Below are 12,636 nucleotides of genomic sequence, written 5' to 3'. Positions count from 1 at the left end.
GGTGACGACAGCACGTGGGCGGCAGGTGGAGGAGGCGGAGTGACGCGCGGCGGACCGGACTGGCAGGGCCCTGGCTACCGGGTGGCGGTCGTCACGCTGGTGCCGTTGCTGCGGGCGTTCACCCGGCGGGCCTGGCGCGGGCAGGAGAACCTCCCACCCACCGGCGGCGTGCTCGTCGTCGCCAACCACGTCTCCGTCGCCGACCCGACAGCCGTCGCCTACTTCGTGCATGCGGCCGGCCGGCGGCCACGCTTCCTCGCCAAGTCGACCCTCTTCACGACGCCGGTCATCGGCTGGGTCCTCTCCACCGCCGCCCAGATCCCGGTCCAGCGCGACTCCCGGCACGCGGGCAAGGCGTTCGACGCGGCGCTGGAGGCGGTCCGCGCGGGCGAGTGCGTGATCATCTATCCCGAGGGCACGGTCACCAAGGACCCCGCCATGTGGCCGATGGCCTCGAAGACCGGGGCGGCGCGGCTCGCCCTGCAGACCGACGTGCCGGTGCTTCCGCTGGCGCAGTGGGGCGCGCAGGATCTGCTGCCGCCCGGCGCCAAGCGCCCGCGCGTGTGGCCGCGGCCCACGCTGCAGATGCAGATGGGCCGGCCGGTGCAGCTGGACGACCTGCGCGGGGTGCCGATGACGGCCGACGTCCTGCGGCAGGCGACCGACCGCATCCTCGACGCCCTCACGGCGCAGGTGGCCGCGATGCGCGGGGAGCCGGTGCCCGCCGAGCGGTACGACCCGCGCAAGGCTGCCGCCGACGGGGCGGCCGGGTGAGCCACGTCGCCGTTCTCGGCAGCGGCTCCTGGGGCACCGCGTTCTCCCAGGTCCTGGCCGACGCCGGCACCGACGTCGTCCTGTGGGGCCGGCGCGCCGCGCTCTGCGAGGCGATCGACCGGACGCACGAGAACCCCGACTACCTGCCGGGCGTCCGCCTGCCCGAGCAGGTGCGCGCGACGGCTGACCCGCGACGGGCCCTGGCCGGTGCGGAGGCCGTCGTGCTGGCGCTGCCGGCCCAGACGCTGCGCGCCTCGCTCGGGGAGCTGCGCGACCACCTGCCCTCCTCCGCGGTCCTGCTCAGCCTCGCCAAGGGCGTCGAGCTCGGCACCTGCCGCCGCATGAGCGAGGTGGTGCAGGACGTGACCGGCGCACCGGCCGACAGGGTCGCCGTGCTGACCGGGCCCAACCTCGCCGGCGAGATCGCGGCCCGCCAGCCGTCCGCGTCGGTGGTCGCCTGCGCCGACGAGCAGGTCGCCGCGCGATTGCAGGAAGCCTGCTTCACCCCATACTTCCGCCCCTACACGAACACCGACGTCGTCGGCTGCGAGCTCGCCGGCGCCGTGAAGAACGTCATCGCGCTCGCCGTGGGCATGGCCGCCGGGATGGGGCTCGGGGACAACGCGAAGGCGAGCCTCATCACCCGCGGCCTCGCCGAGACCAGCAGGCTCGGCCTCGAGCTCGGCGCGGACCCCATGACGTTCGCGGGGCTGGCCGGCCTCGGCGACCTCGTCGCCACGTGCTACTCGCCACTCTCGCGCAATCGCGGCCTCGGCGAGCGGCTGGGCCGCGGGATGAGCGTGGACGAGGCCTCCGCGGCCACCGGCCAGACCGCCGAGGGGGTCAAGACCGCGGAGTCCGTCCTCGAGCTGGCCCGGCGCCACCACGTGGAGGTGCCGATCATCGAGCAGGTGGTGCGCGTCGTCCGCGAGGGCGCGGCGCCGCCGGAGGCCGTCGGGCTGCTCATGCTCCGCAGCACGAAAGCCGAGCGGTGAACCGCGCTTCGCGTATCAGCCTTCGTTAGTCAGCGTCTGCAGCGCGGCGGAGAGGTCCGCCCAGAGGTCCTCGACGTCCTCGACCCCGACCGAGAGCCGGACGAGGCCCTCGGGCACGTCCGCCGACTCGCCCGAGTGCCGGCGCCGGCGCTCCAGGGTCGACTCGACACCCCCGAGGCTGGTAGCAGGGGTCCACAGCTCGCACGCGGAGACCAGCTGCTCCGCGGCTGCGGTGCCGCCGCGTACGTCCATGCAGACGATCGAGCCGAACCCCTGCATCTGCTCGGCTGCCCGCCGGTGGCCCGGGTCGCTCGCGAGCCCGGGGTAGCGGACGCGCTCCAGCGCGGGGTGGCCCTCGAGACGGGCGGCGAGCTCGGCGGCGTTGGCCTGGCTGCGCTCGACGCGCAGGTGAAGGGTGCGGAGCCCGCGAAGCACGAGCCACGCTTCGGCCGTTCCGGGCACCGCGCCGTACGTCGTCCGCACCGCCCGGGCCGCGTCCACGCGCGCCTCGTCCCGGCTCACGAGCACCCCGAGCAGCGCGTCGCTGTGGCCGGAGAAGTACTTCGTGCCCGAGTGCACGACGACGTCGAAGCCCAGGTCCAGCGGGCGCAGCACGAGTGGTGTCGTGAACGTCGCGTCGGCCACCGTCACGGCGCCGGCGGCGTGTGCGGCCGCGACGAGGGCGGGCAGGTCGGCCACGGCGAGCAGCGGGTTGGTCGGCGACTCGACCCACAGCAGGTCGGCGCCCTGCACGGCGGCCGTCACCGCGGCGGTGTCCGCCGGGTCCACGAGCCGGACCTCGGAGATGCGCCCGCGGGTCTGCATCGTCCGCAGCATCGCGAGGGTGCCCGAGTAGGAGCCCAGCGGCGCGACGACGGTCCCGCCCACCGGGACCGGGTCGAGGGCGGCCGAGACCGCGGCCAGGCCCGAGCCGTACGCCACCGCGATGCCGCCCTCGAGCTGGCCGACCGCGTCCTCGAGCGCCTCCCACGTGGGGTTGGTGAAGCGGCCGTAGACCGCCCCCCCGCCCTGGGTGTAGGTCGAGGCGAAGGTCAGGGGGACGTTCAGCGGCTCGTCCGGCTCGTGCGGCGGGCGGCCGGCGGAGACGGCGATCGTTGCGGGGGAAGGGTTGCGCTTCACACCGCAAGCCTCCCAGAGCCCGATCCGCCGGGCCGGTAGGGTCGCCGCCCATGAGCAAGCTGCCCCGCGTGGCGGTCGTCTTCGGCGGCCGCAGCTCCGAGCACGCGATCTCGTGCGTCTCGGCCGGCTGCGTGCTGCGGGCGATCGACCGCAGCGCGTGGGACGTCGTCCCGGTCGGCATCACCCGCGAGGGCCGCTGGGCCCTCGCCGCCGACGACCCCGAGCGGCTGCAGATCAGCGCTGGTCGGCTTCCCGAGGTGCCCGAGACCGGCACCGCGGTCGTCCTGCCCCCGGACCCGACCACCGGCGGGCTCGTCCTGCAGGAGCCGGGCGGCCTGCCGGGGGCGCTGCGCTCGGTCGACGTCGTCCTGCCGCTGCTGCACGGGCCGTTCGGCGAGGACGGGACCGTGCAGGGCCTGCTGGAGCTGGCCGACGTGCGCTACGTGGGCAGCGGCGTCTTCGCCTCGTCCGCCGCGATGGACAAGGGCCACATGAAGGCGCTGCTCTCGGCGGCCGGGCTCGAGGTCGGGCCGTACGTCGTCCTGGCCCCGCGGGACTGGGACCGCGACCCGGAGGCCGAGCGGGCCCGGGCGCGCGCGCTGGGGCTGCCGGTGTTCGTGAAGCCGTGCCGGGCGGGCTCCAGCGTCGGCATCACGAAGGTCACCTCGTGGGACGCGCTCGACGCAGCGGTCGAGGAGGCGCGGCGGCACGACCCGCGGGTCATCGTCGAGGCCGGCATCGTGGGCCGCGAGCTCGAGTGCGGCGTGCTCGAGGGCGAGGCGGGCGGCCCGGCCGAGGCCAGTGTCGTCGCCGAGGTGCGTGTCGACGCCGCGCACGACTTCTACGACTTCGGGGCGAAGTACGTCGACGGTGGGGCGACGCTCGACGTCCCGGCCGACCTGCCCGCCGAGGTCGCTGACGAGGTGCGACGGCTGGCCGTCCAGGCCTTCGACGCGCTCGGCTGCGAGGGGCTGGCCCGGGTCGACTTCTTCCTCGCGGACGACGGGCGGGTGCTCGTCAACGAGGTCAACACCATGCCCGGGTTCACCCCGGCGTCGGCGTTCCCGCAGGTGTGGGCCGCGACCGGGCTGGACTACCCGGCCCTGGTCGACCGGCTGCTGCGGACCGCGGCCGCGCGCCCGCTGGGCCTGCGCTAGGGGCTCAGCTGCAGCCGGTGGTCGTGCGCGGCAGGTGCTCGAGCGCGTCGGACAGCTCGGCCAACGGCTGGCTGTCGTAGTTCGCCGGCAGCTTGACCTCGACCGCGGGCCGGCGCCCGTAGGTGACGAAGATCGCGCCGTCGTCCACCGGCACGCTGACCCAGTCGACCCCGTCGATGCCGTAGCAGTCGTCCTCCGTCGGCCCGGGCTCGCGCACGCCGCACCGCAGCGTCACCGCCGGCTCACCCCAGGCCGCGGTGAGCGTGCTGGTCGGCCGGGTCGTGCGGCGCTCGAGGCCGCCGAGCTCGGGTGGCAGCAGCCGGGTGACGATCTCGCAGGTGGAGCGCTCCCCGGCCGACACCGGCGGTGGCGTCAGCGCCGGCCCGAGGTGCGAGCGGGCCACCGTGGTCACGCCGGCGACGGCCAGCACCGCCGCGCCGGTGGCCGCGACGACCGCCCCGGCCCGCAGGAGGGCGGGGCGGCGTACCTCCGGGGCCGGCGGTGCCGCCGGCGGAGGGGTGTCGGCGGGGGCGCTCAGAGGTTGACCACCGAGCAGGTCAGGGTCCGCGTGATGCCCTCGACGCCCTGGACCCGGGCGACGACGAGCTTGCCCAGCTCGTCGACGTCGGCGGCCTGAGCCCGGACGATGACGTCGTAGGGGCCGATGACATCCTCGGCGCTGACCACGCCGGGGACCTCGCGGATCTCCTTGGCGACCGCCGCCGACCGCCCCACCTCGGTCTGCACAAGGATGTAGGCGTGGACCACGGGGCCTCCCGAGAGGACGGAGCCGAGCTGACCGGGCAAGGGCGAGTTGACGGCGAGGGTACCGAAGGGGTCCCGGCGCCCCAAGCGGGCGCGTCGGTCGGCGGGTTGGGCGAGTTCGGGCTGATCCGGCAGATCACCCGCCGGTTCGCGGCGGGCCCGGAGGTCCTCGTCGGCCCGGGGGACGACTGCGCCGTCGTCACCGCCCCCGACGGGCGGGTCGTCGTCACGACCGACGTCCTCGTCGAGGGCGTCCACTTCCGGCGCGACTGGTCCTCCGCCACCGAGGTCGGGCGCAAGGCGGCGGCGCAGAGCCTCGCCGACGTCGCGGCCATGGGCGCACGGCCGACCTCGATCGTCGTCGGGCTGGCCGCGCCGCCGGCGCTCCCGGCCGACTGGGCCACCGGCCTCTCGGACGGGCTCGCCGCCGAGTGCGCGGTCGCGGGGGCGTACGTCGTGGGCGGCGACGTCGTGCGGGCCGAGGAGGTCGTGGTCAGCGTGACCGCGCTCGGGGACCTGCAGGGCCGCGCACCGGTCCTGCGCTCCGGGGCGCGTCCGGGCGACGACGTCGTCGTCTGCGGGTCGCTCGGGCGCTCGGCCGCCGGGCTGGCCCTGCACCTGGCCGCCGACCGAGCGCTGCTCGAGCGCTTCGCCGAGCTGGCCGCCGTCCACCGGGTGCCGGTCCCGCCGTACCCCGCCGGCCCGGCGCTCGCCGACGCGGGGGCGACGGCGCTCGTCGACGTCAGCGACGGCCTGCTGCAGGACCTGGGCCACGTCGCGCAGGCGAGCGGGGTCGTGCTCGCGCTGGACGCGGCGGCGCTGGAGGGCGACGTCGCGGTCCTGGCGTCCTGCGCGTCGGCGCTCGGGGGCGACCCCTGGGAGTGGGTGCTGGGCGGCGGTGAGGAGCACTCGCTGGCCGGCGCGGCACCGGCCGGCGCACGATTGCCGGAGGGGGCCCGGGTGGTCGGGCGGGTGCTCGACGCGTCCGGCCGCTCGCCGGGGGTCGTGCTGCACGGGCGGGAGCTGCCGGGCACGCTCGGGTGGGACCACTACGCCGGCTGAGGGTCTTCGCGCGGCGGTTGGACGGCAGTGCCGCCCGGTGCTCCCGGCTGTCGCGCGAGGCGCGCGGCGTCTGCTGTCGCCCCCACGACACCGGGCTGCCGCATGCTGCACGCCGATCGCCCGCTGCACGCGGTCGCGGGGGTCCGTGCCGATCCTCGGCCCCTCCCGGAGACGCGAGAAGGGCCGGCCCCCCGAGGGGGACCGGCCCTTGTCAGAGCTCGCCGTACTAGCGGACGACCTTGCCCGCCTTGATGCACGAGGTGCAGACGTTGAGGCGCTTCGGCGTCTTGCCCACCAGCGCGCGCACGGTCTGGATGTTCGGGTTCCAGCGGCGGCGCGTCCGGCGGTGCGAGTGAGAGATGTTGTTGCCGAAGCCCGGGCCCTTGCCGCAGACGTCGCAGTTCGCTGCCACGGGAAACACTCCGTCAGGTCGCTCAGTGGGGTCATTGGTGTCCCGGACGACGCCGGGCAACCTGCACAGAGTAGCGGACGCGCCAGCAAGTCGGGAAACCGTGCGGCCGGGCGGCGGCGGATACCCTGCGGCGGCAGGGAGGCAGCCGTCGTCGCGACACGGCGCCAGTGGTCCGGAGGAGGTCGGGTGGCCGAGGCAGACAGCGCGCAGGTCGAGCCGGCGCTCGCCGGCTTCGACGCCTCCGCCCTGCGCCGCTGGTGCCGCCTCAGCCTGGACGCCCTCGGGGCCGCCCGCGAGGAGATCGACGCGCTCAACGTCTACCCGGTTCCCGACGGGGACACCGGCACGAACCTCTACCTGACCATGGAGGCCGCTCACGACGCCGTGGCGGCCCTGCCCCCGGACGCGAAGCTCGCCCAGACCGTGCGCGCCCTCGCCCGTGGCGCGCTCGTCGGGGCGCGGGGCAACTCGGGGATCATCCTCAGCCAGCTGCTGCGCGGCGTGGCCGGCACGCTCGCCGTCGAGGCGGCGCTGGAGACCCGGGCCGCCGACGCCGACCTGCTGACCGAGGCGCTCTGCAAGGCGACGGACCTCTCGTACGCCGCGGTCGCCCACCCGGTCGAGGGGACGATGCTGACCGTCGCGCGGGCGGCGGCGGACGCGGCACGGGCCGCGCGCGACCGTGACCTCGGGGCCGTCGCCCGGGCGGCGGCCACGGCGGCGCGCGAGGCGCTGGACCGGACCCGCGACCAGCTGGAGGCGTTGCGCCGGGCCGGCGTCGTCGACGCGGGGGGCGCCGGTGTCTGCCTGCTGCTCGACGCGCTGGCCGCCACCGTCACGGGCACCCCGCTCCCGCCCTTCGCGCTCACGACCAGGGGGCCGGCGGTCCCGCCCGTGGCCGGAGCGGCGGCACAGGCGACGGAGGACGGCGCCCCGGCGTACGAGGTCATGTACCTGCTCGACGCCGACGACGCGGCGGTCCCGGCGCTGCGCGAGCGGCTCGACGCGGCGGGGGAGTCGCTCGTCGTCGTGGGCGGCGAGGGGCTGTGGAGCGTGCACGTGCACACCGACGACGCGGGCGCGGCGGTCGAGGCGGGCATCGTCGCCGGCCGCCCGCACCGGATCCGGGTCACCGCCTTCGCCGCCACCGCTGCCCACGAGGACGCGGGAGCGCGGGACCGGGCGGTCGTGGCCGTCGTCGAGGGGGACGAGCTGGCGGCGTTGCTGGCCGGTGAGGGCGCGACCGTCGTACGCCTGGCGCCGGGGGCGCGGCCCGGCACGGAGCGGCTGCTGGAGGCGGTCCGCGGCTCCGGCTGCCGGGAGGCCGTCCTGCTCCCCGGGGGCGAGGAGGGGCTGGCCGTGGCCGAGGCCGCGGCGCGGCAGGCGCGCAAGGCCGGGCTCCGCGTCGCGGTCGTCCCCGTGCGCTCGCCGGTGCAGGCCATCGCGGCCGTGGCGGTGCACGACGCCGCGCGCCGCTTCGAGGACGACGTCGTCTCCATGACCGCCGCGGCCGGGCACATGCGCCACGGGGCGGTCGCCCTCGCGGCGGCCGAGGGGCTCACGAGCGCCGGCCCCTGCCGGCCGGGCGACGTGCTGGGCGTCGTGGAGTCCGACATCGCCGTGGTGGGCGCGGACCTGGCCCCTGTCGCGTGCGAGGTCGTCGACCGGCTGCTGGCGGGCGGGGGCGAGGCCGTGACCCTGCTGCACGGCGAGGGCGGCGACGCCGGGCTGGCGCGGCACGTCGAGGGCCACCTTGCCGCGACCCGGCCCGACGTGGACGTGGTCGTGCTGGCCGGTGGCCTGCCCGGGACGCCGTTGCTCGTCGGGGTGGAGTGAGGAAGTGCTCGACGACCCGCTGAAGTCCCTGGTCGGGGACCGGACCGCGGCCGTGCTGGAGAAGGGGCTGGGGCTGCGCACCGTCGGGGAGCTGCTCCGGCACTACCCGCGCCGCTACGCCGAGCGCGGCCAGCTGACCGACCTGCGCGGGCTCGAGCCCGACGAGCACGTGACCGTGATGGCGCGGGTCGAGCGCGTCTCCTCCCGCCAGTTCTCCCGCGGCGGCCGCCGCGGGTCGCTGCTCGAGGTCGTGGTGACCGACGGCGTCGGGCGGCTCAAGCTCACGTTCTTCAATCAGCACTGGCGGGAGAAGGAGCTGCGGGAGGGCCGCACCGGGCTCTTCTCCGGAAAGGTCGGCGACTTCCGCGGCCAGCGCCAGCTCGCGCACCCGGACTACGTGCTGCTGGACGGCAACGCCGACCTGGAGGCGGGGGCCGACGACATCGCGGCCTTCGCGGAGGCGCTCATCCCGGTCTACCCGGCGACCGCGCAGCTGCCCAGCTGGAAGATCGCCCAGTGCGTCCGGGTGGCGCTCGACTCGTTGCGCGACCCGCCGGACCCCCTGCCGGAGGCCGTGCTCGTGGGGGAGGGGCTGGTCCCGCTCGGCGAGGCGTTCCGGCTGGTGCACCGGCCGCAGACCCGCGGCGACGTGACGCGGGCGCTGCAGCGGCTGCGCTGGGACGAGGCGTTCGTGCTGCAGGTCGCGCTCGCCCAGCGCCGGGCGGCCGTACGCGCCCTGCCCGCCGTCGCGCGGGCCGGCTCCCCCGACGGGGTGCTGGCCGCGTTCGACGCGGCGCTGCCGTTCACGCTCACGGAGGGGCAGCAGGCGGTCGGCGAGGAGCTGCGCGCCGACCTCGCCCGGGCGTACCCGATGAACCGGCTGCTGCAGGGTGAGGTCGGCTCGGGCAAGACGATCGTCGCGCTGCGGGCCATGCTCACCGTGGTCGACTCCGGCGGCCAGGCCGCGCTGCTCGCGCCCACCGAGGTGCTCGCCCAGCAGCACGCGCGCTCGATCCGGGCGATGCTCGGGCCGCTCGCCGAGGGCGGGCTGCTCGGCGGGGCCGACCGCGGCACCCGGGTCGCGCTGCTCACCGGCTCGCAGCCGACGGCCGCGCGCCGCCAGGCGCTGCTGGACGTCGCCAGCGGCGCGGCCGGCATCGTCGTCGGCACGCACGCGCTGCTGCAGGAGAACGTCTCCTTCTTCGACCTCGGCCTGGTCGTGGTGGACGAGCAGCACCGGTTCGGCGTCGAGCAGCGCGACGCCCTGCGCGGCAAGGCGGAGCACCCGCCGCACGTGCTCGTCATGACCGCGACGCCCATCCCGCGGACCGTGGCCATGACCGTCTTCGGCGACCTCGAGGTCTCGACCCTGCGCGAGCTGCCACGCGGGCGCTCCCCGATCTCCAGCCACGTCGTGCCGGTCGGGGAGAAGCCGCACTTCCTCGAGCGGGCGTGGGCGCGGGTGCGCGAGGAGGCCGCGGCCGGCCACCAGGCCTACGTCGTGTGCCCGCGCATCGGGGAGGCCGCCGCCGGCGCCGGCGCCGGCTCGAGCGCGGAGAAGGACGAGGAGGAGCCGACCGGCGACGAGCCGGACGACACCGGGCGCCGGCCGCCGCTCGCCGTGCTCGACGTCGCGCCGATGCTCGCCGAGGGGCCGCTGTCCGGGCTCCGGCTCGACGTCCTGCACGGCAAGCTGCCGCCGGAGGCCAAGGACGACGTGATGCGCCGCTTCGCGGCCGGTGAGGTGGACGTGCTCGTCGCGACGACGGTCGTGGAGGTGGGCGTCGACGTCCCGAACTCGACCGCCATGGTCGTGATGGACGCCGACCGCTTCGGCGTCTCCCAGCTGCACCAGCTGCGCGGCCGGGTGGGCCGCGGGTCGGCGCCCGGCATCTGCCTGCTCGTCACCGACGCGGAGGCGGGCACGCCGGCGCGGGAGCGGCTCGACGCGGTCGCCTCGACGCTCGACGGCTTCGAGCTGTCGCGGATCGACCTGGAGCAGCGCCGGGAGGGCGACGTGCTGGGCGCCACCCAGTCGGGCAAGCGCTCGAGCCTGCGCGCGCTCTCCGTCGTCCGCGACGAGGAGGTCATCCGGGCCGCCCGCGAGCAGGCGGTGGCCGTCGTCGAGGCAGACCCCGAGCTCGCCGCCCACCCCGCGCTCCGGTCCGCGGTCCGCGAGCTGCTCGACGCCGAGCGCGCCGACTATCTGGAGAAGGCGTGACGCGCGTCGTCGGCGGTACCGCGGGCGGGCGCCGGCTCGCGGTCCCGCCGGCGGGCACCCGGCCCACCTCGGACCGGGCGCGCGAGGGGCTCTTCTCCACCCTGACCGCGCTGACCGGCGGCCTGGACGGCGCGCACGTCGCCGACCTGTACGCCGGGTCCGGCGCCGTCGGGCTCGAGGCGCTGAGCCGTGGCGCCGCCCACGTCCTGCTCGTCGAGAAGGCCGAGCGCGCCCAGCGGGTCGTCCGCTCCAACGTCGCGGCCCTCGGGCTGCCCGGCGCGCAGGTGGTCGGCGCCCCGGTCGAGCGGCTCGTCGCGCTCCCGCCCGCGCCCCCGGCGCGCGGGCCGTACGACGTGGTCTTCCTCGACCCGCCCTACGCCGTCGCCGATGCCGCCGTGGCGGAGGTGCTGGAGCTGCTCGCCCGCAACGGCTGGCTCGCCGACGGGGCGGTGGCCGCCGTGGAGCGGGAGACGCGCGGAGGCCCGTTCACGTGGCCGCCGGGGTTCCTTCCGCGCCGGGAGCGCCGCTACGGCGAAGGCACGATCTGGTACGCCGAGTTCGCCGAATGACACTTCCAGGAAGCGCGGTTCTCGTCCTGCTCGCCGCCGAGGACGCCGGTGAGCTGCTGACACTGCAGCGGGCCGCTTTCGTCACCGAGGCGCAGGCGTACTCCAACCCGCACATCAACCCGCTGACCGAGCCGCTGGCGGCCGTCGTCGCGGCGATCGAGGGCCCGGCGGTCGTGGTGTTCGGGCTGCGCGGCCCCGGGGGCCGCCTGCTGGCCGCCGCCCGGCTGCGCCTCGACGAGGCGGACGACACGGTGGCCCACCTGGGCCGGCTGGTCGTCGCCCCCGACCTGCAGGGCAGGGGGCTCGGCGGAGCGCTGCTGTCGGCCGCGGAGAGCGTCGCGCCGGACGGCGTGCGCGAGATCCGGCTGTTCACCGGCGCGCGCAGCGCCGCGAACCTGCGGCTCTACCGGCGCCACGGCTACGTCGACGCGCCGGCGGGCACGGAGCCGGCCGCCCTCGACGGCGTCGTGTTCACGCACCTCGTGAAGGCGCTCGGCCCAGGGCTGTGCGACGATGCGGCCGCCCCGAGCCGAGTGGGGCCAGGGGCTGCGCCGGCCACGCCCGCGCAGTCCCAGGTGGGCCCCACCAGAGGCGGGAAGGAGCCGTGAGCCAGTCCGTGCGGCGATGCGTGTGCCCCGGGTCGTTCGACCCCGTGACCAACGGGCACCTCGACGTGATCGAACGGGCGTCGCGCCTCTACGACGAGGTCACCGTGGGCGTCCTCGTCAACGCGAGCAAGAAGGGGCTGTTCGAGCTCGACGAGCGCATCGAGATGCTCCGCCAGGTCGTCGGCCGGCTCGGCAACGTGCAGGTGACGTCCTTCCACGGCCTGCTCGTCGACTTCTGCCGCGAGCGGGACATCCCGGTCGTGGTCAAGGGGCTGCGCGCCGTCAGCGACTTCGACTACGAGCTGCAGATGGCGCAGATGAACCACCGGCTGTCCGGGCTCGAGACCGTCTTCGTCGCGACCAACCCCGAGTACTCCTACCTGTCCTCCAGCCTGGTCAAGGAGGTCGCCACCTACGGTGGTGACGTGACCGGGCTCGTCCCCGACCTCGTCCTGCAGCGGCTCCGCGCCCGCCTGCAGTCCGGCGGCCGGCGGTCCTGAGCCGGCACCGGCGGGAGTCGTCCCGACCCCCGGCGCACGCAGAAAGGGAGAGCCCGTGGACGTCACGAGCAAGCTCGACGAGCTCACCGGCCTCGTGTCCGAGGCGCGCTCGATGCCGATGTCGGCGTCCTGCATCGTCAACCGCGGCGAGGTCCTCGCCCTGCTCGACGAGGTCCGCGAGCTGCTTCCGGAGGAGCTCCACCACGCCGAGGCCGTGCTCGAGGACCGCGAGGCCGTCGTCGACGACGGGCGGCGCCAGGCCGCGCAGGTGCTCGAGGAGGCGTACGCCGAGCGCGAGCGCCTCGTCGGCCAGCAGGAGGTCGTGGCCGAGGCCCAGCGGCGGGCGCGCGAGATCGTCGCCGAGGCCGAGGAGCTGGCCGAGCGGATGCGCCGCGAGACCGACGACTACGTCGACGCCAAGCTGGCCAACTTCGAGGTGGCCCTGACCAAGACGCTGGCCGCCGTCACCCGCGGCCGGGACAAGCTGCGGGGTCGCTCCGAGCTGGCCGACATCGCCGAGCGCGGGGGCGCCGGCAGCGGGCACCCGGCCGCGCAGGAGGCGTACGCCGAGCAGCCGTACAGCGAGCAGCCCTACAG

General features: G+C 76.1%; 13 protein-coding genes and 1 pseudogene. 10 read left to right on the top strand and 4 right to left on the bottom strand.

All coding sequences use genetic code 11. The features are described from left to right. The first annotated feature begins 39 nt into the window (after positions 1-39). Both G9H72_RS05250 and G9H72_RS05245 read left to right on the top strand, forming a co-directional pair. Positions 40-774: a lysophospholipid acyltransferase family protein gene (locus tag G9H72_RS05250; RefSeq protein ID WP_166168533.1), complete on the top strand. Its 735-nt coding sequence runs from the start codon at positions 40-42 to the stop codon at positions 772-774. Next, the gene (locus G9H72_RS05245; protein WP_166168530.1) at positions 771-1,769 is read left to right on the top strand and encodes an NAD(P)H-dependent glycerol-3-phosphate dehydrogenase; all 999 of its coding nucleotides are present in this window, start codon (positions 771-773) and stop codon (positions 1,767-1,769) included. Before G9H72_RS05250 ends, G9H72_RS05245 begins: the two co-directional genes overlap by 4 nt. Positions 1,770-1,784: 15 nt before the next feature. On the opposite strand, the gene G9H72_RS05240 is transcribed toward G9H72_RS05245, so the two are convergent. Further along, entirely contained in the window at positions 1,785-2,909 is a 1,125-nt protein-coding gene (locus tag G9H72_RS05240; RefSeq protein ID WP_166168527.1) for a trans-sulfuration enzyme family protein, read from the bottom strand. Between the two features lie 50 nt (positions 2,910-2,959). On the opposite strand from G9H72_RS05240, the gene G9H72_RS05235 reads away from it, so the two are divergent. Then, positions 2,960-4,066, top strand: coding sequence for a D-alanine--D-alanine ligase family protein (locus tag G9H72_RS05235; RefSeq protein ID WP_166168524.1), 1,107 nt, complete (start codon positions 2,960-2,962; stop codon positions 4,064-4,066). Between the two features lie 4 nt (positions 4,067-4,070). Here the strand turns inward: G9H72_RS05235 and G9H72_RS05230 are convergent, their stop codons facing one another. After that, positions 4,071-4,496, bottom strand: a complete 426-nt coding sequence (locus tag G9H72_RS05230; RefSeq protein WP_166168521.1) for a DUF3515 domain-containing protein — start codon at positions 4,494-4,496, stop codon at positions 4,071-4,073. Between the two features lie 104 nt (positions 4,497-4,600). After that, the gene (locus G9H72_RS05225) at positions 4,601-4,834 is read right to left on the bottom strand and encodes an Lrp/AsnC ligand binding domain-containing protein (RefSeq protein WP_166168518.1); all 234 of its coding nucleotides are present in this window, start codon (positions 4,832-4,834) and stop codon (positions 4,601-4,603) included. Between G9H72_RS05225 and G9H72_RS05220 the strand changes: the two genes are divergently transcribed. After that, positions 4,826-5,893, top strand: a complete 1,068-nt coding sequence (locus G9H72_RS05220; RefSeq protein ID WP_331271999.1) for a thiamine-phosphate kinase — start codon at positions 4,826-4,828, stop codon at positions 5,891-5,893. The two genes, G9H72_RS05225 and G9H72_RS05220, sit on opposite strands and share 9 nt — an antisense overlap. 226 nt (positions 5,894-6,119) lie before the next feature. Here the strand turns inward: G9H72_RS05220 and rpmB are convergent, their stop codons facing one another. Beyond that, entirely contained in the window at positions 6,120-6,305 is a 186-nt protein-coding gene (rpmB, locus tag G9H72_RS05215) for a 50S ribosomal protein L28 (RefSeq protein WP_166168515.1), read from the bottom strand. A gap of 186 nt (positions 6,306-6,491) precedes the next feature. Between rpmB and G9H72_RS05210 the strand changes: the two genes are divergently transcribed. From G9H72_RS05210 to G9H72_RS05185, 6 genes and pseudogenes are all read left to right on the top strand, one after another. Beyond that, positions 6,492-8,141, top strand: a complete 1,650-nt coding sequence (locus G9H72_RS05210) for a DAK2 domain-containing protein (RefSeq protein WP_166168512.1) — start codon at positions 6,492-6,494, stop codon at positions 8,139-8,141. A 4-nt stretch (positions 8,142-8,145) separates the two neighbouring features. After that, the gene (recG, locus tag G9H72_RS05205; protein WP_166168509.1) at positions 8,146-10,362 is read left to right on the top strand and encodes an ATP-dependent DNA helicase RecG; all 2,217 of its coding nucleotides are present in this window, start codon (positions 8,146-8,148) and stop codon (positions 10,360-10,362) included. Then, positions 10,359-10,931 (top strand): 16S rRNA (guanine(966)-N(2))-methyltransferase RsmD, encoded by a 573-nt coding sequence (gene rsmD / locus G9H72_RS05200; protein WP_166168506.1) that lies wholly within the window; start codon positions 10,359-10,361, stop codon positions 10,929-10,931. The genes recG and rsmD overlap by 4 nt, the downstream gene beginning before the upstream one ends. Further along, positions 10,928-11,539: a GNAT family N-acetyltransferase gene (locus G9H72_RS05195; RefSeq protein ID WP_166168503.1), complete on the top strand. Its 612-nt coding sequence runs from the start codon at positions 10,928-10,930 to the stop codon at positions 11,537-11,539. Before rsmD ends, G9H72_RS05195 begins: the two co-directional genes overlap by 4 nt. Before the next feature lie 8 nt (positions 11,540-11,547). Further along, positions 11,548-12,039: a pantetheine-phosphate adenylyltransferase gene (gene coaD / locus G9H72_RS05190; protein WP_166168992.1), complete on the top strand. Its 492-nt coding sequence runs from the start codon at positions 11,548-11,550 to the stop codon at positions 12,037-12,039. Positions 12,040-12,094: 55 nt separating this feature from the next. Then, positions 12,095-12,636, top strand: a pseudogene (locus tag G9H72_RS05185) (cell division initiation protein); the annotation flags it as partial.

This window comes from Motilibacter aurantiacus (genome assembly GCF_011250645.1).
Taxonomy (GTDB): domain Bacteria; phylum Actinomycetota; class Actinomycetes; order Motilibacterales; family Motilibacteraceae; genus Motilibacter_A; species Motilibacter_A aurantiacus.
Note: the sequence above shows the minus strand (reverse complement) of the source record. Positions and strands in the feature narration are given on the sequence as shown.

Bases quoted from the DNA above. Each gene is read 5' to 3' on its own strand.
- G9H72_RS05235 (WP_166168524.1), top strand. From the start codon at position 2,960: ATGAGCAAGCTGCCCCGCGTGGCGGTCGTCTTCGGCGGCCGCAGCTCC.
- G9H72_RS05195 (WP_166168503.1), top strand. From the start codon at position 10,928: ATGACACTTCCAGGAAGCGCGGTTCTCGTCCTGCTCGCCGCCGAGGAC.